General features: G+C 34.3%; 7 protein-coding genes. All 7 read right to left on the bottom strand.

What is annotated here, in order from left to right:
• Positions 1 to 99: 99 nt before the first annotated feature.
• Complete coding sequence (locus tag HM982_RS08150) at positions 100 to 2,586, bottom strand: T9SS type B sorting domain-containing protein (protein WP_179352650.1); 2,487 nt, start codon at positions 2,584 to 2,586, stop codon at positions 100 to 102.
• A 43-nt stretch (positions 2,587 to 2,629) separates the two neighbouring features.
• Positions 2,630 to 4,708, bottom strand: a complete 2,079-nt coding sequence (locus HM982_RS08145; protein WP_246296652.1) for a T9SS type B sorting domain-containing protein — start codon at positions 4,706 to 4,708, stop codon at positions 2,630 to 2,632.
• Between the two features lie 270 nt (positions 4,709 to 4,978).
• Positions 4,979 to 7,321 carry a T9SS type B sorting domain-containing protein gene (locus HM982_RS08140; protein WP_179352649.1) on the bottom strand — a complete coding sequence of 781 codons (2,343 nt, stop codon included), beginning with the start codon at positions 7,319 to 7,321 and terminating at the stop codon, positions 4,979 to 4,981.
• Between the two features lie 119 nt (positions 7,322 to 7,440).
• Entirely contained in the window at positions 7,441 to 13,113 is a 5,673-nt protein-coding gene (locus tag HM982_RS18645; protein WP_179352648.1) for a T9SS type B sorting domain-containing protein, read from the bottom strand.
• 155 nt (positions 13,114 to 13,268) lie between these two features.
• Positions 13,269 to 18,110: a T9SS type B sorting domain-containing protein gene (locus tag HM982_RS08130; protein WP_179352647.1), complete on the bottom strand. Its 4,842-nt coding sequence runs from the start codon at positions 18,108 to 18,110 to the stop codon at positions 13,269 to 13,271.
• Positions 18,111 to 18,741: 631 nt separating this feature from the next.
• Positions 18,742 to 20,580, bottom strand: a complete 1,839-nt coding sequence (locus HM982_RS08125) for a gliding motility-associated C-terminal domain-containing protein (protein WP_179352646.1) — start codon at positions 20,578 to 20,580, stop codon at positions 18,742 to 18,744.
• A 38-nt stretch (positions 20,581 to 20,618) separates the two neighbouring features.
• Positions 20,619 to 23,060 carry a T9SS type B sorting domain-containing protein gene (locus HM982_RS08120; protein ID WP_179352645.1) on the bottom strand — a complete coding sequence of 814 codons (2,442 nt, stop codon included), beginning with the start codon at positions 23,058 to 23,060 and terminating at the stop codon, positions 20,619 to 20,621.
• Between the last annotated feature and the right edge of the window lie 19 nt (positions 23,061 to 23,079).

The raw sequence follows: 23,079 nt of genomic DNA, 5'->3' as shown, positions 1-23,079 counted from the left end.
ACAATTGCGTTAAAATAAAAGAGATAGCAATAATATCATCTTAAGTTGGCTTTATAAATCGTAATGTGCCACTCTGCTTTATGCTTATAATGTGGCCATTTAATGCTTTAAAGCAAAATGACCGCGGAGCTGTTTTCCATCTCTAAGTGTTATTAAATACCAGAAATCATTAGATTCGAGAACATGACCATTGTAAAAGCCATCCCATGAATATTGGTGTGGAATTAATTGCTTTATAAGTTTGCCGTACCTATTAAAAATAAGGATGTCTTTTACAATCTGATTTCTGTCAATAACAGTCCAAAAATCATTTACAGTATCATTATTAGGGGTGAAAAACACAGGAATATGAAGGTCAACTTGAATCTCAAATGTGAGCGATTTAATAATACAGTTATTCTCGTCACTAACATATAATGTATGAACACCTTCGGAAAGATTATTAAAAATATTAGAGGTTTGAAAGCTAGAGACATCAACTGCGTACAAGTATTCAAAAGTTACATCTGTCATGTCAACAATAAGTGTATTGTTGATTGTTGAAATATGAGATGCATCTAAAGTGAAATCTGTCGTAGGATAAATAGTAACCTCAAAACTACTTTCATTTGAGCAAGTATTAGGTGTAATACCAATTTCGTTATAGATATAAATGGTTTGATCTGTTGAAATCACGTCACCAGCATTTAGTGGAGATCCAGAACCATTAGTCCCTGTAAAATAGTTGCCATCGGTTAGCGTTGGTAATGTGTAACTCGTACAAACAGTTTGATTAGCAATGGTATCAACATTAGGTGTTCCTGAAATGGTGACATCAAAATTACTTTCATTTGAACAATTATTAGGAGCAGTACCAATTTCGTTATAGATATAAATGGTTTGTGAGGTTGAAATCACATCACCAGCATTAAGAGGTGACCCAGAACCATTAGTTCCTGTAAAATAGTTACCATCGGTTAGCGTTGGTAAAGTATAGCTGGAACAAAGGGTTTGATCAGCGATGGTATCAACATTCGGTGTTCCTGAAATGGTGATGTCAAAACTACTTTCATTAGCGCAATTATTAGGTGCAGTACCAATTTCGTTATAAATATAAATGGTTTGTGAAGTTGAAATCACATCACCAGCATTGAGAGGTGACCCAGAACCATTAGTTCCTGTAAAATAGTTACCATCGGTTAGCGTTGGTAAAGTATAACTCGAACAAAGGGTTTGATTAGCGATGGTATCAACATTCGGTGTTCCTGAAATGGTGATGTCAAAACTACTTTCATTAGCGCAATTATTAGGTGCAGTGCCAATTTCGTTATAAATATAAATGGTTTGTGAAGTTGAAATCACATCACCAGCATTAAGAGGTGACCCAGAACTATTAGTCCCTGTAAAGTAGTTGCCATCGGTAAGCGTTGGTAAAGTATAGCTCGTACAAAGGGTTTGATTAGATAATATATCGACGTTTGGGTTAGCAACTAGAAGTTGTACTGCATTAGAGACCAAATCACAATCTGTAGAAGTCATAATACAGTAGTACTGATTACCACTAAAACCAGATGATGCATTTAAAATTGTTAATGTACTCGATGTTGCTCCAGAGTAATTACTATTGTTATTTACGTTCACCCAATTTCCAGAACTGTTAAGTATCAACCATTGGTAGGTGTATGAGCCAGAATCTACTGAAACAGTAAACGAAGTGTTGCCATTTTCACATATTTCTTGAGACAGCGGATGCGTTATATTAGGAGTGGTAGTTGATGTATTGACAGTATGAGAGCCAAGGTCGCTACAATCTTCAAAACCATCTCTATACCAATCGTTGGAGTCAAAAGTGCTTGCAGGTGCTACTGCATTTGCATTTCGTATAATAGTGTAACCTCTTTCATCTATAGCTTGAACATGGTCTATTACGGTTCCGTTTTTTTTAAGTTTGAATTCATCATTATCATTAAACCCAGCTCCTAAAGTAAAATCTACAGCGAATCCAGTGCACGGATTAGAACCATCACTTTGAATAATAAAGGTGCTTAATGGAGCGATTGAGCCTGTTAAAGAAATAACGGTAGCAGCCGCGTCTGAGTCACCAATATCTCCATATCTTAAAATCTCATAAACACCATCTAAATTTACAGTTGTATTTGTGGGATTGTAGAGTTCAATAACGCCATAAGCACCACTCTGAGCGTCATATAACTCAGAGAAATAGATGTCATTAATAGTACATGAAGCTTCCAAAACTGTAAAATTGTTTGATGAATTTCCTGTACATCCTCCATTACTCGAGATTGAAATGTTAGTCGAATCTGCAGCTCCATCGGGAACAAGGGCGGTGATTTGTGTATCATTAATAATTGTGAAGCTGGTATTTATACCTCCTATAAATACTGAACTAGCCGTATTAAAGTTATTACCATTAATCGTAATTAAGGTGTTTTCTGGTCCACTAGAAGGCGAAAATGTATTAATTATTGGAGCAGGACAAAAATTACTGTCTTTAATTTCATTGTTACCTACGGCACTAAAAGCACTCGTTATAAAAAACAAACAAAAGACAAAAAGATAGTGAACTAATAATTTAAGGTATTTCATTATTTCATGTTAATCGTTAAAAAACTATAAACTATAATTGATTTTATTTGTTAAGATAAACCCAGCCTGTAAAAGGTTTAGAATCTGTATGAGGCTCATTTAAATATAAAACATAAAAATATGTGCCAACAGGAAGGACATTATTGGTATTCATCAGACCTTTATTAGCTATTCCATACCATTTGTTAGTATTGTTTCCTTCAAAAATTAATGTACCGTATCGGTTATAAATTTCAAGTTTATGGTTGGTGTAAACATTGTATAAACCTTGGATGTTAAACCAATCATTTGTGTTATCATTATTAGGCGAAAAACCTCGAGGTATTATGAGTTCTGTTGCTAAAGTTTCAATTTCAAAATCGATGGATTTCATAAGACACCCATTAGCATCTTGTACATATAATGTATGTGCTCCTTCTGAGATATTTGTAAATGTATTTTCACTTTGAAAGCTCGAATTATCAATTGCATATTCGTATACTATTGAAGCATCAGACATTAATATCGTTATTGAATCGTCCTCAATATTAATATTAGAAGCAGTTAATGTAAAATCTGAAGAAGGATAGATTACAACTTCAAAGCTACTTTCGTTAGTACAACTATTAGGTGCAACGCCGACCGTATTAAAAATATATACTGTTTGTGAGTTTAAAATGGTATCACCAGCATTTAAAAGTGTCCCATTACCATCAGGTGCAGTAAAATAATTTCCATTGTTGATATTAGGAAGCACATATTCTGAACACACCGTTTGATCAGCGATAACACTTACCTGTGGATTTCCGCTAATAGAAACCGTAAAACTAGATTCGTTTTGGCAGGTGTTAGGTGATGTGCCAGCCGAGTTATAAATATAAATGGTTTGCGAAGCAGATATCACAGTTCCAGCACTGAGTGGAGTGCCTGTTCCATTAGTTCCCGTATAATAATTTCCGTTGGTTAACTCAGGTAAGGTATAGTTAAAACACACCGTTTGGTTAGCCAGCGTATCTACTTCAGGATTTGAAACCACAAGTTGGGCTGTATTTGAAATAAAATCACAACTCCCAGATGTAATTATACAGTAATATTGAAACCCATTAAAACTCGCTGGAGCATTTGTAATCGTTAAAGTATTGGTTGTTACCCCAGAGTAATTACTGTCATTATTTAGGTTTACCCAATTTCCGGAGTTGTTAAGCACAAGCCATTGGTACGAATACGATCCTGTATCTATAGCCACTGAAAAGGTAGCAGTTGCGTTTTCGCAAATATTCTGATTGGTTGGATGTGTCATATTTGGAGTAAAACCAGTATCAGCTGTATGTAATCCTAAATTTGAGCAATCTTCATCCTCAAATAATAACCATTCGTTGAGGTTAAATGTTGAACTCGGTGCCGATGCATCTGCATTTCTAATAAAGCTGAAGCCAATTTCATCATCAGTATGCATCACATCAATGATTGCTCCATCTTTTAGTAATTTAATTTCGTCGTCTTCATTTATCCCTGCAGCTACAAATATCCCCGCAGTTAAACCACTACAAGTATTACCATTATTACCCATTTCAATAATATAAGTGCTTAAAGGGGCTATAGAACCTTCTAAAGGGATTGTAGCACTTGGTAAAGCATTGCCAATATCTCCAAAACGTTGTACTTCGTATGTTGAATTTAGGTTTATGGCTGTGTTGGTTGGGTTATAGAGTTCAATAACACCATAACTTCCGCCATCGGAATCGTAAACTTCTGAGATGTAAATCTCATCGGCAGAATTACAATCAGAATTTAATAGAGAAAAGTTAGTAGTGGTTGTAGTATTACAGCCTCCAGAAGTGGTAAGTGTAATAGGAGTAGTATTTGCGATTCCAGGAGGAACAATTACAGTAATTTCAGTATTGTTTATTAAGGTGAAGCTTGCGTTAATACCGTTAAAATCTACAGTAGTTGTCTCATTAAAATTACTGCCGTTAATTGTAATCTCTGTGTTTGTTGGGCCAGTTGAAGGGCTAAATGTGTTTATTATTGGAGCCGGACAAGCAATGCTTTCTGTTCTGTAATTGGTACTACTTGCGTTATCAATAAAAAAATTACCGTTTAAAATTAAAACGAGTGTTGAAAGTAAAAAGCTATAGTTCATCTATTAGTTTAAAAAAATTAGGGTCGCAAAAGTATGTAATTTAATATTTCTATTTGTTACCTAATAGTTATTCTAATTATTACTTAGATAAAATGGTACTGATTGTTAAAAACAACAAAAGATTAAATGCTAATAAATAACATGAAGTGTATTTGTTCTACAATCTAAATGGCTTGGCATTTAGCTGATTATAATTTTTTAAAATTTTAAAGTTGTTTTTTGTGCGTAAAAGTACAATTGCTATTTTAGTTTAAAATTATTGAATAGAATTTATCTTTTCAATGTAAAATGTCCAGTATATGTTTTTCCATCCATAAAACTAGCAATAAACCAATAGTCATCACTTGGAAGCGGCTCACCATTTAAAGTTCCATCCCAACCAGCACTTTGAGCTGTTTGTTCAGTAATTAGTTTTCCGTAGCGATTAAATATTTGAATCGCTACTATTTGATTGAATTGTTCATTGTTACCAATAACTTGCCATGTAGGATTGTCTCTATCGCCATTTGGTGTAAAAAACTTAGGAAAACCTAAAACCGAAATGGTAGCTTCAACAGTATCACAGCCATTGAGGTCTCTAATAAAAACGGTATGAAAACCTGGTGTAACATTCGAGAATGTAAAAGTATTTTGATAAACACCGTTTTCATCATCCAAAGCAATTTCATAATCTCCATTACCAGAAACAGAAATTGTAACGGTATTGTTAGGGGCAACACCAACAACACTAACACTTTCTATAGTGGCTAATTCAGAGGCTTCAACCGTTATAATTCTACTTGAAGAACAGCCGTTTGGATCTGTAACAATAACGGTGTAATCACCTGGTTCTGTCACCTCGTAAAATAAAGTGTTTACCTCAGTAGTGACGCCATTAAGCTGCCATTTGTAATAATAATTATTAGGCAAATCATTAAGTACACCACCAAAAATAGTTAAAGGTTCTAATGCGTTTTCGCAATAGATAAGCGTTTCATCGGCTTCTAATAAAGGCGTATACAGAATATTTAAATTAACCATTGATATACCAAAACACTGATTGTTATTACTAATTTTTACATAAATAGTCTGTGAATTTGCTACGGTATTGTCATAAGTATTAGGAAGCGGATTGGTTTCGTTAAAAGCGTCTTCTTCAGTTTCATAATAGCTAACTTCTGAATCATTAGGTATTTGGTCTAAGATGGATGCTTCTATTTCAGATAAATCAAAAGTTGTAAAACCATCTGTAATAGTTCCATCGCAGCCTTGTAAATCCGGAATATTTATAGTGTTATTAGACACTTGTAATTCTAATTCAGCAACACTCACGCAATTTGCCTGATTAATTATAAGTGCAAAAATAGTTTGATTAATTGTGGTGTTTTCAAATGTACCAGGGTTTAGTATGGGGTTGTTATCTGCTATGGCATCTGCTTCGTTTAAGTAAAAACGATAGACGAATAGGCTTTGGTCATTATTGGTTAAACTATCTGTAGCATCAAATAAATTATAGGTAGTGAAACCATCTTGATTAGCATCACATTCAATTAAAATAGCATCTGAAACGATGGGTAATGGTACCGATTCAATTACAATTTCTCCATAAGCAATACAACCATTGGCTAAAGTCACTTCTACGGTATAGGTTCCTGATTCTGATACGGCATAAGTTCCGCAAGTGTTACAACCTGAAGCTTCAGTTACTAATACTCCATCTTTAAACCAGTCGTAAGTATTTTGACCATCTTGGTAAGCATTAAGTTCAATACTTTCGCCTTCACATAATGCATTATTAGTTGCCAAAAGTAAATCGGGGCCTAAGTCTGAAGACAGCTCAAAACTACTTGCTTCTAAAAAAACAGCAGAATCATAGCGGTAATTATGCTCATCGGCAATCACTAGCTTTACGTGATACGTTTCATTAGGAATCACATTAGCAGTGGCAGTTAAAATTGCGGTCTGTCCATTAAAATTTATTGGCGCATTGCTACCGTTAAAACTACCGAAATAGCTTTCGTTTTCAGGAGGACAGCTACCAGGGATTCCTGGCGTGACGGTTGTTACTTTTACAGGTGTGTTTGTATTTGGTACAATAGCAATATTTTCATAGGGCGTTTGATCATCATCAGGACGAATTAAAAACCCGAATAAATCTGAATATTGACAGGTGTTAGAATCATTTTCCTGATATTCTTCTGAAGCAAAAAGATATCTAAAACTTACTTGTGGTGCTACCGCGGTAAATTCAAATTCTAGGATTGTTGCATTTATGGTTCCTGTTTCATTTAAGGCATTTTCCAAATCTGCGTCACCAGTCCAATTGTTGGCATTATCATCACTTAAATTATTGTTGGGACCAGGAACATTATTCAGTCGGCCTGTACTTAAAACGATACCACTTTGAAAAGGAAATGTGGTTCCAGAAGCATCAAAAAAACCATAACTTTGGTCTGTACCATTAAAATCACCACCAACCACATTGGTTACGTTAATGTTACTAATACAATCGCTATCTATCAAGATGTCCTCTACAAGTTGTTGAGGTGTATAGGACTGGCTGTCTACCGTAATATTTTGGGCATTCGTAAACAAGGCTGCCATTAGGGCAGCTAAAACTATTATTTGCTTCATCTTTTACTTAAGGGATTGCAAATATAGGGATCTATCTTTTATTTGTATTTATAAAGATGTTAAAGAAATTAGCTTGCTTTTCTGAGTTTTAAAAATCTGAATTTTAGACTCGAAGCCATTTAACGACGTAAAGAAAAATGCCCTTTTACTTCAAAGGATGTATTACCTTGATGAATTTCTGCTAGAAACCAATAATCATTAGCAGGCATATTATAGCTGTTATAAGTGCCATCCCAACCTTGATCGTCTGATTTTAAATGTGTTATTAGTTTGCCATAGCGGTCAAAAATATAAACGATACTACCTGGTAACGTTTCAATACCAACAATATGCCAAGTATCGTTTCTATTATCATGATTTGGTGTAAAAAATGGTGGTGCATCTATTACCACTACTTCCTTAGTTACTTCGGCACAACCGTTAAGGTCAATAATCGTTATGGTGTGATAACCTAAGGTTACATTTTCAAATACATTAGAATCTTGAGCATCGCCATCATCTAATATATAGAGGTAATCGCCAATGCCAGTTATGGTTAGGGTAATATTGTTAGGGTCAGAGAAATCAAGTGTTTCAGCAAGTTCTATGGTTGCAGATTCAGACTCGGTAACATTAAAAGTCTTGGTTGTTGTGCAGTTAAATTCTGAGGTTACTGTAACCGAATAAGTGCCAATTTCTGTGATTTCAATTTCTGAACTAATTTCATTTGTAGACCATAAATAACTGTCTGCAGCGTAAAACGTTTCAGCTGAAACAACTAATGGTAAATTATCTATACAAACTACTTGATCAGGAATATCAACAAAAGGTTTTCGGTTCACAACTAATGAAAAATCAACAAGATTATAACAGCCTGTGGTATTGTTTTCAATTCGTGCAGTTATAATTTCGTTATTATATCCTAGATAAGTTTCACTATTAATTGGCGCGATATTTTCATTGGCATCTAAGTGATTGCTAAAATAAGTAACACTAAAATTATTTTGATTTTGATATCCTAATATAGACGCATCTTGCTGACTTAAATTGAAATTAACATAACCATCAAAGTCATCATCACAATTGGTGAGATTTTCGGGTATATTGGCTGATGGTAATGGATTTACATTGAGTTCAAAAGGATAAATATAATAACAATGTGTAGTGCTAAATTCAACACGCGCATAAATAATATCACTTGTACTTGTGTACGTATAATTAGTATCTAATGCATTTTCATTAGCATTAGCATCCGCTTCAGAAGTAAAATAATTAAAGAGAACATTGTAGTTGCTGTTAGAAATGACTTGATTTATCGTGGTTAAATCGAAACTATTAGTCTCGTTTTCACAAATATCAAACACTTCAAAAGCATTTGTTGCAGGCGGAAGATTGACGCGTAATTCCAATGGCACATAAGTATAGCAATCGGCAATGGTATTGAATACTTTAATATAAACAGTTTGTGGGTTGCTTAAGTTGAGGTAATTATCAGGATTTAAAATGGGATTATCATCAGTTTGTAAATCCGTTATGGTTTCAAAATAAGTGATTACACGATTGGGATTAGGTGTTGTAAATAGCTCAGCTTCGGCAAGGGTTAAGTTGAACGTTGTTATGGCATCATAATCATTGTCGCATACAATAATCGGTTCTGGATTATTAGGAAAAGCATTAATAATTAACATAAAGTTGGTTGTGCTAAAACAGCCTGTGTCATTGTTTTCAATTCGTACTGTAATTAGTTGTTGGTCTGATCCTAGATGTTCTGTTATAATTGCATTTTCTCCCGTTTCAGCTTCATTAGGATTTAAATGGTAGGTTATGGTAAAATCATCTGGATTTTGCGAGCCTAAAACGGTATTGGTTTGCAGTTCTAAGTCAAAATAGGCTAGGCCATCATTAGAATTATCGTCGCAAATTTCTATGTTATTGGGTTGATTAGCAATGGGGAACGGATTAACTTGAAGCGTAAAATTGTAAATAAAATAACAGCCTGTAATTGGAGCTTCTAAACGCACATAGATAGTGTCACCTGTGGTTTGGTAAGTGTAATTTGTAGCTAATGGATTGGTGCTGTTTTCAGCATCATCATAAGTTTCATAATAACTGAGGATGGCTTCAGTTTCAGTATCAATTAGTGCTGTTTCTATTTCTGAAAGGTTAAAACTTTGTGTTGGGTTATCACAAATCTCAAAGATTTCAAAATCATTATATGAAGGTGGAAGATTCACACTTAAGTCTAAAGGAACGGCAACAAAACAATCGCTTACTGTATTATTTACTTTAATATATACGGTTTGTGGGTTGGTAATATTGGTATAGTTTTCTGGAGATGTAATTGAATTTGTATCAGCTTCTAGATCGTCTAAGGTTTCAAAATAATGCACTTCGATATTATCTTGTCTTACATCTAATATTTCTTCTTCGGAAATTAACAAATCCCAAGTTACAAAGCCATCATAATCCGTGTCGCACTGAACCATTGGAACGGTTGGGTTTACTATAGGTGCCGAAATAATATTGATTTCAAAAGCCGAAACGCCTTTACAATAGTTGCCATTATCTACTCTAGCAAATAACGGTTGTGGGTTGGTGCTATTGGTGTATTCTAAGGGTAAAGAATTTAAATTGTTTTCAGCATCGTATTCTGTGGCGTGAAATGTAATATCTAGAGTTTCTGGACTTCCAGCAGACATTTGAGCTATGGTTTCATTTAAATCTACGGTTACTAAACCATCATTACTAATGTCATCACAACGCAATATATTTTCTGCAACGTTGAAAATAGGAATGGAGCCAACCTCTAACTCAAACGATGAGGTGTCAAAACAATCGGGATCTGTTAAGTTTTCTACTCTAACATATACGGTTTGAGGACTTGTTATATTTTGATATGCCGAATACTTGTCAATTGGATTAATGCCAGCAATAGCATCAGCTTCTGTTTCGTAATAAAGCGCTTGTTTGTCGGGTTGACCGTTGAGTATCTCATCATCTTTTAAATAGAAATAAAAATCAGCAACACCGCTTATATCTGCTTCACAATTCTCAAAGTTTGAAATAGGAATAAACTCAGGTACTGTATTTATATAAGTGTAAAAACCAGAAAGACTATAGCAGCCCGATGATTCATTTGCTACACGAGCAAAAATATATTCAGTGGAAGTCGTGTAGTTTTCTGGGGTTGCGATTGCATTTTCAGTATCACCTTCAATAGCAAAATTATAATCATTGTAAAATGAAATTTCTAAACCTGCAGTGGCCGTTACGATTTCTGGGATTTTAGATTCTAAATTCACAGTTGCTATACCATCATTGTTATCATCACAAACAATTATAGGTTCTGGATACATAATTGTTGGAGCGCCCACCACATTAACCTGTAGTGTAGAAATATCGTAGCATTCCGTTTGTGCATTGGTCACTCTTATATAAAAAAACTGTGGGTTTGTGGTGTTGTAATAATAACCAGGAAGTATATTTTCATTATTAATAGCATCCGCTTCGGTGAGATAATATTTTACATTAGCAGCTTGTACTCCTTGGCTGGCCGCACTATTTAAGGTATTCATGTCTAAAGCCGTAAAGCCATCATCATTTTCATCGCAATAATCAACTATTTGAGGGGTTAAAACTACAGCAGGTGAGACTTCTAAGGCTATCTCTACAAACTCAATACATTCACCAGAGTTGACCGTTGCATATATGGTAGTGCCATTGTTGCTAACAGTATAAGGCATCGTTTCATCTAGTGGGTTAGTGCCATTATTTTGGTCTTCTTCGCTGCTATAAAATACAATTTCATAGCCATCATAACCATTAGTGAATTCTAATTCAATCTCGCTTAAGTCAAAGTCAGCGATACCATCATTAGATACATCATCGCAAACGATAAAGGCTTCATCATAAAAGCCAGACTGTATAATCGCCGTGTGTAATTCTAAGTTTACTAAGGCATAGCAACCTGTAGTTGGATCTTGTACACGGATATAAATTACCTGATAAAATTGAATCTCATTTTGATAATTTTCGGGATTAGAAATTGGGTTGATGTTAGAATGCGCTTCATATTCCGAACGGTGATAAGTGACCTCTAAACCTGTGGCGCCTTGTAGTACAAAATTGATGATACTAGTTAAATCAAAAAACTCGAAGCCTTCTTCATTTTCTCCACAAGATGCAATCCATTGATCGTCTAAGTTTATTGGAGGTGTATCTTGAAATTCAACTGAAACCGAAGTTGTAGAATAACAACCTGTAGTACTATCGTAAATACGCACAAATAGCGTTTCTGAGGTATTATAATTAACATAAGGAGAAAAAATAGGGTTAGTACCCAAATCAGCTTCAGGAAGTGAGTAATGATAAGTGACATACAGATTCGTATTTCCATTATTAATCTGACTACTGGCCATATTTAAATCCACAAATGTATAACCGTCTAAACTAGGGTCTTCGCAAGCAATAATTGGGTCTGGTTCTTGGTATTCTGGTTTTTGATTGACCACTAGGTTAAACGTAGAAAATGCTAAGCAACCATTAATTACATCCTCAATCCTAACAAATATAGCTTGTGGCGAACTTGTGTTTTCAACTGGTCCAATAATAGGATTGTTATTATTTTCGGCAGCTTCGCTAGAGTAGTGGTAACTAATATTATAAGTAGATGGTGGTACTGAAGCTAAAACTTCATTGTTTCTAGCGGTGAGGTCAAAGATTTCTACACCATCATTTGAAGCATCATCGCAATAAATAAAATCTGATATTTGTGTTGAAGATTGTTCGGAATCGAGTGTTATTTCTATAGTGTCTTCAATAACACAAGAGGTTTCGTTGAGCTGAATTGTAATTTCAACTTTATAGGTTCCGGAAGCAACAGCTTGTAATTCTGGGTTGTTTTCACCAGCGAGCGGTGTGTTATTTTGGTACCATTGATAAGATGCTTGTGGATTTTGGATATCTCCGTTTAAGGTTACTGAATCGCCACAGGTTGTAATGTCTTGACCTAAATCTACGTTGGCATTAAAACTATTTCCTTCAATAAAAACAGCAGAATCAAAATTGTGATCGGTTTGATCTGCGATTATCAGTTTAATTTCATACTCTACATTAGGAATAATTGTAGCCGTAGCAGAAAGTACAACAGTACGACCATTATAGTTGGTGTCACCTACATTATAGCCTTCAAAATAAGCTTCGTTTTCTGCCTCGCACCATTCTGGGATTAAGTCGTGAACTGTATTAGTATTAACTGGGATAGACGTACCAGGAATTACGGCAATATTAGAAAACGTATCGCCAGAACCAGCTTCTCGTATTAAAAAAGCAAATCCATCGGAATAAAAACAAGGGTATTCCTGTTGGTATTCTTCGGAAGCTAAAATATAATTAAACTGAATTTGATTAGCCACCGAGACAAAGTTAAATTGTATTGATGTTGCATTTAGAGTCGCATCAATGCCTAATACATTTTCTAAATCGATATCATTTCCCCAAGTATCGTCACCTTCATTTAAAGGGTTTGTGTTGACGGTGTTTCCTGCGGAATTTACATTTCCTGTTGATAATATAATGCCGTTATCAAAAGGGAAATTAGAATTACCACGTTCAAAATAGCCAAAGCTGTTAAAGCCGTTTAAATTTCCATTGACATTGGAAGCGATATTTGAAATTTCAACACAATTTTGTCCAAGGTTTTGTTGAATAAGTTGTTCTAGAGCTATGGAATCGTCTGTATTTATATGTTGAGAATAACCATTACATAGACTTAAAACACTTATAGCAAAGGGTATAATATATCTTAATCTCACAGTTTATATTTTAATTAATAGCAGAGTTACAATTCTAATGAATTAGTAACTCTGCAATATAAGTGAGAATACGTAATGAAAAAATCCCCAATACTGGGGATTTTTAAGACTAGACTAACAATTTAATTTATGAAAAAATATAGAAAAAAATAACTTTAGCGTTTAAGTGTAAAATGTCCTTTTACTTGAAAAGAAATAGAGCCACGTTGTACATCTGCAACGTACCAATAGTCACTTGTTGGTAGTCGGGCACCGTTAAGATTACCATCCCAACCTGGTGTGTTATAACCAATTTGCTTTAGGCGTTTACCGTAGCGATCAAAAATATTGATGATTGTGCCTGGTAAGGTTTCAATCCCTACAACATGCCAAGTATCATTAACATTATCATCATTTGGGGTAAAGAATTTAGGGAAATCAACTACTAAAACTTCTTTGGTGATATTAGAACACCCATTAAGGTCTATAATAGTTACGGTGTTGTAACCCATAGGAACATTATCGAATACATTAGATTCTTGCGGTTCAAAATCGTTTAACTGATATAGATAATTTCCAATACCACTAATGGTTACGGTAACATTATTAGGGTCTGAAAAATCAACAACTTCAGTAGTTTCAATCGTTGCAGCTTCAGATTCTGATACTCCAAAATAACGGGTGCTTTCACAACCAAATTCTGATTCTACTTTTACCCAATAACTACCAACAGTTGAAATTTCAATTTCTGGTGTGGTTTCTCCAGTAGACCATAAATAAGTGTCATTTAGAAAATTGGTGTTTGCAGAGACTAATAAAGGCCCATTATCTAAACAAATGACTTGGTCTTCTATATCAATAATTGGCAGTGGATTTATTACTACAGAAAACTGACCGATACTGTAACAGCCTGTAGCAGTATTTTCTACACGTGTGTAAATTACTTCACCATCATAGGCCATATAATCGGTTTCTAAAGCAGTACTGTTATCGTGAGCCTGAGACTCTGAATGGTGATAGGTTACTGCGAATATGTTAGGATTTTGACTCCCTAAAATACTGGCGTTTTGTTGTGTTAAATCAAATTCTAAAATACCATCAAAGTTATCATCACAGCTGGTGAGATCTCCGGGTTGGTTAACAGTTGGTAAAGGGTCTACTTTTAAATTGAATTCATAATAGGTAGAACAATGGGTCGTGCTGTATTCTGTTCTTACATACAAAGTGTCATAATCAGTTTGATAGGTGTAATTTGTATCTAATGCATTGGTGTTGGCAATAGCATCGGCTTCATTATCGAAATAACTAAATAATACATTGTAATTAACATCTGTAGCGATAGGGTTGATTTCTGTTAAATCTACCATATTGTCTTCAGTGGTACAAACTGTATAGGTTTCAAAATCATTAATAATCGGTGGTTGATTAACGATTAACTCAATTGGAAATGTGACAAAACAATTAGATACTGTATTGGTAACTTTGATATAAGCCGTTTGTGGATTTGATATGTTTGTATAGCTGTCAGGGTTTGATATTTTATTAATTTCAGCTTCAGCATCTTCAAAATTAGCATAATAACTAATCGTGATATCAGATTGTCTTACATCTAAGATATTTGATTCTGCAACAGTTAAATCGAATACAAGAGAACCATCGGTATCATCATCGCATTCAATAATAGGGTCTATTGGCGAAACACTTGGTGTTTCTATAACATTAACAACAAATGAGGTGATAGACTGACATATGGTGCCGTTATCAATTTGAACATATATCTGTTGCGGATTTACAGTATTAGCAAACTGTACAGGTATTTCGTTGGTGTTATTTCTAGCGTCTATTTCAGAGGTAAAGAATTTTACACTCTCAATATCTGGTATCCCAGCTGACACTTCATCAATGATGTCAGAAAAGTCATGTAATACAGAGCCATCAGCAACATTATCGTCACAAACAAATCGATCAGTAGGCTCATTGTATAAAGGGTTTGTTCCTACCTCAATTGTAAATGATGAGGTTGCATAACAAGATTCGTCTGTAATATTATCAATTCTTACATAGATTTGTTGTGGGTTACTGATGTTTTCGTAGATATTCGTTTTATCTATAGGATTCGTTTTGTTTTCTGCATCCGTAGGATTAAGATAGTAAGACACTTTTTTTCCTGTTTGTCCATTTAAGATTTCAGCATCTTTATCTTCAAAAAGAAATTCACCGATACCATCCGATTCATCTTCACAGAAGTTATACTCATTGACATAATTAGATAAATTACCAACAAAAGGGAGTGTGTTCACAATAACATCGAGTTCTTCAATAGCATAACAACCTGTATTGGTGTTTTTGACACTCATATAGATTATTTCAGTTTGTGCCTCGTAACTTGACGTATTATTAATGACATTTGTGCCAGATTCTGCATCTGCTAAACTGTTGTGAAAAGTAACTGTTCGGTCTGGTGTTGCTAAAATAGAATTAGGAATACTATTATTTAAATTTATGGTATAAAAGCCATCTCTATCTGCATCACAGATAACAATATCTAAAGGCTTTTCGCTTTCTGGAGCCGGTAATACAGTTACTTCAAACGAATTATAATCATAACAACCCGTTTCTGTAAATGTAATTCTTGGGAATAATGTAAACGGATTAGAAGTGTTAGTATACACGTTTGGTAAAGCATTAGTACCATCAATAGCATCTTGTTCTGTAGGGAAGTATTTAACACTAAATCCTTCTTCGCCATTGGTGACATCTTGATTTAATGTTGATAAATCTGTAGCTGTAAATCCGTCTTGATCTTCATCACAAACGGTTAAGCTTACCACTGATTCAAATTGAATTATAGGATATAATATTAAATCAAATTCAGCAACTTCAAAACAAGTTGGACTTTCTAATGTGATATAAATAGTTTGCGGATTAGCTTGTGACTCATAAGGCGAAGTGACGTCGATAGGATTGGTTTGATTATCTCTATCGGTTTCAGTTTCGTAAAAAACAATTTCAATATCTGGTAAATTATTAATGATACCAACAGCAATGTTTTCAAAATTAAAATCTTCAACACCATCATCACCAATATCACATAATGAAACATCTCTAATATTTGTAGCGGTTAATAATAAATTAGTGTGAAGTTCAATCGGCGCAATTGTAGCACAGCCAGAAGTACTGTTTTGCACACTTATATATAAGATTTCTTCTTCTAAGCTAACATTGGTGTAATTAGTGTCATTTAAAATAGGGTTTATTCCTGCAGTAGCATCTTCTTCACTTGTGTGAAAGGTTACAGTTGCATCTGTTAACCCATCTAATACTTCAGGGATAATAGTCGTTAAATCAAATTGCCCAATACCATCATGGTTGGTATCACAGGCATCTAATAAGTGTGGCTCCATATTTATAACAGGAGTGCTAACCACATTAATATCTAATGTTGTTGTACTAATACAGCCTGTTTCAGGATTTTTAACACTTACAAATAGTTGCTCATTAGGATTTGTGTTGGTATAAGGCATTGGGTAAGCGTTTATACCCGCTTCAGCATCACTGGCAGAGCCGTGATAAGTTACTACTAACTCAGATTGTGCTAATGCAATTTCGTTATCTTTAAGAAAATTTAAATCCATAGCCGTTTGTCCATCAGCAGATTGATCGTCACAAATGTCTAAAGGTGTAGGATTTGCAATTATGGGTTTGCTATTTACTATTAAGTTAAATGTAGAAAATGCTAAACACCCATTTACTGTATCTTCAATTCTTACATAGATAGGTTGTGGATTATCTGTATTTTGAATTGGGCTTGTAATTGCATTACTATTATTAATCGCATCAGTATTGCTATAATGGTAAGAAATTGAATAACTAGATGAAGGCACCGAAGCTAATACTTCAGCATCTTTAGTAGATAAATCAAAAGTTTCAACACCATCTTGAGTCGCATCATCACAAAGAAGATAATCTGATAGTGGGTCTGAGGTTTGTGTAGAGCTTAATGAAACATGAATTTCATCTTCAATAATACAAGAGGTTCCTGCAAGAGGAAGTTGAATTTCTACGCGGTAATTTCCCGTTTGTAAAGCCGTTAATGTAGCTTGGGTTTCAGAAGGCAGTAAGACATCGTCTAAATACCAACTGTAAACGGCATTAGCATTATCAATGTTTCCATCTAAATGTACACTTGTTGCACAAGTAGAAAAATCTTCACCTAAATCTACAGAGGCATCAAAACTATTCCCTTCAATAAATACCGCAGAATCATAATTTTGATCATTTTGATCTGCAATCACCAATTTAATTTGGTATTGTAAACCAGGTTGAATTGCTGCAGTAGCAGATAGTACCGTTGTTCTCCCATTAAAGTTTGTGTCACCTACATTATAACCTTCAAAATATTCTTCGTTTGAAGCCGGACAGAATCCAACAATCTCATCGTGTACTGTATTTGTGTTTACAGGTGTAGTTGTTCCTGGTATTAAAGCAATGTTGGTATAAGGATCGTTAGAGTCAGCCTCTCTAATTAAAAAGGCAAAACCATCTGAATATTCACAAGGAAAATTTCCAAAGTATTCTTCTGAAGCTAATATATAATTAAACTGAATTTGGTTTGAAATAGAAACAAAATCGAACTCAATAGAAGTTGCATTTACAGTTCCTGAAATACCTAATGCGGTTTCTAAATCATTATCGGTTAGCCAAGTTGGGTCACCTTCGTTTAAAATTGTATTGTTTTGACCATTTCCTGCAGATGAAGCATTACCTGTGGTAAGTACAATACCATTGTTAAATGGGAAATTAGAATTACCACGTTCAAAATATCCATAACTGCCTAAGCCAATTAGGTTGCCATTTGAAGGTGATGAAATGTTTGAGACTTCTACACAACCTTGTATGAGGGTGTTTTGAATTAAGTCTTGAGGGGAAACTGTATTATCTATAGAAATTTGTTGTGCAAAAACAGAACTACAAATTAAGCCTATAAGTAAGTTGAGGGAGCGGTTGAAATAAGTCATTAGTTTCGGTTAAGATTTTAATATTAGTGAAGGGGAGATTTGGAGTCAACGCAAACACTTAATTTAATATGGTCGAAATGTAGACTTAAAAAAGACGAAATACAAAAAAATACGACGAAATGCTTAAAATGTTAACATTTTAAGGCCGAATGTGCAGATTTGACTTAAAAAAGACCTCTTTTCGAGGCCTTTCTTCCCAAATTGACTTCAAAAATTTCTAAACTTTATTGTTTAGAAATTGCTTAACCTGAAACTCAATACTTTAATTTCTTATCAATAAAAACTAATTAATAGAATTTTAGAATCTAATAATTAGATTTTTAGTTTTTTGTACTAATTTATGTTGAGGGAGCTAACAAAGAAACTATGCTAACGAATTATAAAGTTAAAAGATATATGTTGAAACAACAAAAAAATAAGATGAATGGCATAAAACTTTAACAGATGAAGCTATTTTTATTTTGGTAAGAAAAATCGCCTAAATATAAATAGCGAGCCTTGGCTTAAGCTACTTGTTTGGGTACTAATGTTTAGTGATTACATTTTTAGTTGAAACCAATAGGTTTTTGGAATTTGAATTAAAATTAGCATTTTCTAGGTTTTTAGACTGAAAAATAATTTCAAACGCTATTTAATAGTTGACGTATACCCATCCGACAAAAGGTTTGTAATTGGGGTCATTCAAGTTTAAAATATAATAATAGGTGCCAATAGGAACTTTATTTCCTATATTATTAAGCCCTTTATTTATGGTGCCGTTCCAAGGCATATCATTATTGCCCACAAAAATAAGTTCGCCATAGCGGTTGTAAATTTGCAATTCGTGTGCTGTAAATATGTCGTATAAATCTTGAATATTAAACCAATCGTTTTTGGTATCGTTATTAGGCGAAAAACCTTGAGGAATGTATGGCGGGCAGTTTTCTATGGTTAAATTGAATTGAAATATCTCATAACATGGCGGACTCGCTATACGTGTATAAATGGTTTCAGGATTTAATACATTATTATAATCTTCAGGAATTGATATTGAGTTAGTTCCTAATTCTAAATCTTCTAAGCTTGTGTAGAAAGTTACATCCTCTTCATTGTAATCAACAGTTTCAAGGGCGTCAAACAAATTATAAGTTGCGGTTTCTAAGCCCTCATTACAACCTATTAGGTCGGGTAGTCGTGTTGCTTCAGGAATTGTGAGGAGTTGAATAATAGTTGTTGTGCTATTATTGTTTTCGTTTGTTTCTGTTACTATACCATTCTGGGTACCATCATCATCAATTACAGCAAGGATGTTTATATCTGAGCTTGTAACCTCTGAAAGATTTAAAATAATAGAGTTACTTTCACTGGCACCTATATTAATAGTATTTAATGTGGTGCTTTGGCCAATTAAAACGCCTTCACTATAAAATGCAATCGGTGTATTTGATGGTAATACATCTGTGCTGTTAAAATTATTTACAGTATAAAATAGTTCAACGTTGTCATCAGCACAATACACGTCATAATTAGTAATAGTAATTGTAGCATCAGGCAATTGGCTGTTTAAAACCGTAATAATGTTATTTAAAATAATAAGGTCTGCTTGAAATGTGCCAAAAATATCATAACCTCCTGTAGTCAATTTTATAGACACTTCTGTATCTCCAATAGCAATATTATTTTCTATATCATAAACATCTAAATCGCCATTATAGAAAGTTGTTGAATTGGTAAAGCTGTTGGTGCTGTTAAAAGCATTATCGGCAAGATTTAATGGTGGATTGGAAATAATGTTATCATTAATTGAAAGTGATTCGCCATAATTTAGTGTATTATCACCTTCCCAAGCTAAAAATCCTATTCTAGCGCCCTCATTATCTAACACATTAACATTGGTTAGTGTCATTTCTATTTCGGGTACATTTCTATTGATGATTTCTAAGCCTTGAAATAGACTAATTTGATTCAATGGAAGATTATCATCTTGATATATAACATAGATACTCCAGCCACCAAAATTGGTTCTATTTGAGCAATAGCCAGGATTAGCTAAAATACTAGCGTTGATATCTGCATCTGCAAATTGATAGCTAGTATTACCTTCATTTATAATTTGCGCTGTGATGTCTGCGTAAGATGAGAAATAGCTTAGTTCCCCATAATAGGTGTCTTCAAAAAAGACATTGTAAGTGTCATCTGCAGTAACCGCTGTTCCGTTTAAAGTTACTTCGGTGTCTCCAAGTCCAGATCCAGCCCAATATAGATATGCGCTAATAACGGTATAATTGGGGTCTAAACTTAATGTGGCACTAGAGGTTTCTAGAATGGTGCAAAAACTAGAGTTATTATTTTCTCCAGTATTAAGTGTATTGCCGATTGCTGTATAGTCATAGCGGCCGTTAAATTGTTGGAACAACTCAATGTCTTGTGCCTCCAACGAAAGTGGTAAATTAAACAGGACTATAATTAATATGGCAATTGTGCTTTTCAAAATATGCGCTTGTTCGGACTAAAATACAATATTTTAACTTATCGCTTTAATGTAAAATGACTTCTAAACGTTCTGCCGTCTTCTAATCGGACCTCAAACCAATAATCGCTAGTTGGCATTTTTTTACCTTTATAGGTGCCATCCCAACCAACACTCAAAGGATTGAGTTCTTTTAAAAGTTTACCATAGCGATTAAAAATAAGTATAGACGTGTTAGATTGAAATTCAGAAGAAATTCCGCTTACTTGCCAAAAATCATTAGGACCGTCATTGTTTGGCGTAAAGAATTTAGGAAAACCAATCACTGAAACTAAATTTTCAACAATACCACAATTATTTTTATCTCTAATGTAAACCGTATAAAGTCCAGGTTCTACATTATTAAACGTTGTCTCATCTTGATATGGTCCATTGATATCATCGAGTGCGTATTCATATTCACCTTCACCACTCACAAAAATAGTGATACTATTATTCTGAGTAGCATCAACAATTTCAATATTGGTAACTGTGGCAAGGTTTGAAGGTAAAACCGTTATTATCCGGTCTTTAAAGCATCCATTGGTATTTGTAACTCTAACGCTGTAAGTTCCTGGAGCGCTAACCTCTATGGTTGAAGTATCTTCACCTGTTGACCATTCGTAATAGTAGTTATTTGGTAAGTCATCGATAATGCCTCCATAAAGTGTCATTGTCTCTGGAAAAAAGTTAAGACAATACTGTGTTTCAAAGGTTGTTTCAATATTTGGTAAAGCGAATACCGTTAATTCAATTTCACTAATACCATAACACGCATTAGCATTTTCTACGCGACCGTAAATGGTTTGACTATAAGGAATAGTATTGATAAAAGATGTGCTAAGCGGATTGCTTTCAATTAAAGCGTCTTGATATGTTTCGTAATAAATTAAATCTAATCCTGCAGGAGAACCTGCTAATATGGTATCATTGGCATCCGTGAGATTAAACTCCATAAAACCATCTTCGATACCGTCAGTGTCACATAATTGTAAACTTGCATTGTTTGAAGCTGTAGTGCTAACTTCTAAAGAAATTTCACTAAAATTAACACATCCAGTACTAGGATTTGTTACTCTAGTATATATGATTTGTGGGCTGAAGAAATTTTGAAACGCATTAGCATCAATAGGATTATTTTGATTTTCAGCATCAATCAGTGAAAGGTAATATGCAATAGTAGAATCTGGATTTCCACCAGTGATGTCATCAGAGATTTCGGTAAGGTTAAAGGTTGTGAACCCTTCAGGAATACCGTCTTCATCACATTGTATCAGTATAATATCATTTGCCATTGGTTTTGGGTCGACAGTGATATTAAATACAGTAAAACCAATACAACCAGAATCTAAATCTTGAATTCTAACAAATATTTCAGTTGGAGTAGGTGCTACATTTCTATAATTTAAAGCTAATGGAGCTGTAGATGATTCGGCGTTGGCTTGACTTAAATGATAGCTAATGGCATAATTAGCGCCCGCAAAGCCCTCGATAATTTCTTGTGATTTTAAATTAAAATCAAAGGTTGAAATTCCATTTTGGTCGTCTCCATCTAAATCATCATCACAAAGGTTATAATCTGTAGGTGTATTAAAATCGGTGAGTGTGGAAACATTAATGTCTACATCATTAATAATATAACATTCAGTAGTTGAATTTTCGATTCTAATGTAAATAGTTTCATTACTCGCTGTATTATTGAAAATAGTACCTAAAGCATTCACATTAATGTTAGCATCACTTTCAGAGGTGTGATAAGTAACCACCACGTCAGATTCTCCATTAATAATTTCATCTGTTAAATCTGTGAAGTCAAACTCCGTGATATTGTCATCATAAGGTGCGGTTGAATCGCAAACATCTATGCTAGGTAAACTTGTTGAAATTGTATTTGCTGTTATCGGATTTGATGGAGCTTCAGGAAACGTAGCAGTTCCTGTCCATTCTAAAGAAAAAGGGCTATTCCCTACGGGTCTATCAATAACAATATAGTAGCTTTCACCTGCAAGTGCATTAATGGCGCTTACAAAGCTATCCCCATTTGCTCCAGGACCGTCAGAGGTTTCTGTTGATGTAGAATTTAAGCCAGTTAAATTATTACCTTGATTAGCTGCAGAAGGATTGGTGGTAGAGCAGCGAATGGCTTGTCCGATATTTCCACAGTTTACATCAGGGCCAAAAATAAAGAAATCATAATCTTCAGTAATACTAGAGCTGCTGGGCGTCAACGTAAACGCTAAGGTCCCTGATGTTGCTATGTTAACTTCTAGCCAAATACTGTTGTTTTCTTGACTAGCACAGGTGTTAGAGTTGGATAATTCTTGGGTGCCTATACCATTGACATCCAAACTAAAGTTCGAATTTCCACAAACTGTCACTGCAAATTGACAATCGTTAGGTTGTTGCGCTACTGCAGCAAGGCTAAAAAAACAGCTAAAAAAAAGAGAATATATAAGTTTCAAAGTGAGGGTTGGGGATTTG

It is taken from the genome of Winogradskyella vidalii (assembly GCF_013403955.1).
GTDB classification, from domain to species: Bacteria; Bacteroidota; Bacteroidia; order Flavobacteriales; family Flavobacteriaceae; genus Winogradskyella; species Winogradskyella vidalii.
This window is presented reverse-complemented; position numbering and strand designations above follow the sequence as displayed.

Coding starts and splice junctions, on each gene's coding strand:
- HM982_RS08150 (WP_179352650.1), bottom strand. CDS start 2,586: ATGAAATACCTTAAATTATTAGTTCACTATCTTTTTGTCTTTTGTTTG.
- HM982_RS08145 (WP_246296652.1), bottom strand. CDS start 4,708: ATGAACTATAGCTTTTTACTTTCAACACTCGTTTTAATTTTAAACGGT.
- HM982_RS08140 (WP_179352649.1), bottom strand. CDS start 7,321: ATGAAGCAAATAATAGTTTTAGCTGCCCTAATGGCAGCCTTGTTTACG.
- HM982_RS08130 (WP_179352647.1), bottom strand. CDS start 18,110: ATGACTTATTTCAACCGCTCCCTCAACTTACTTATAGGCTTAATTTGT.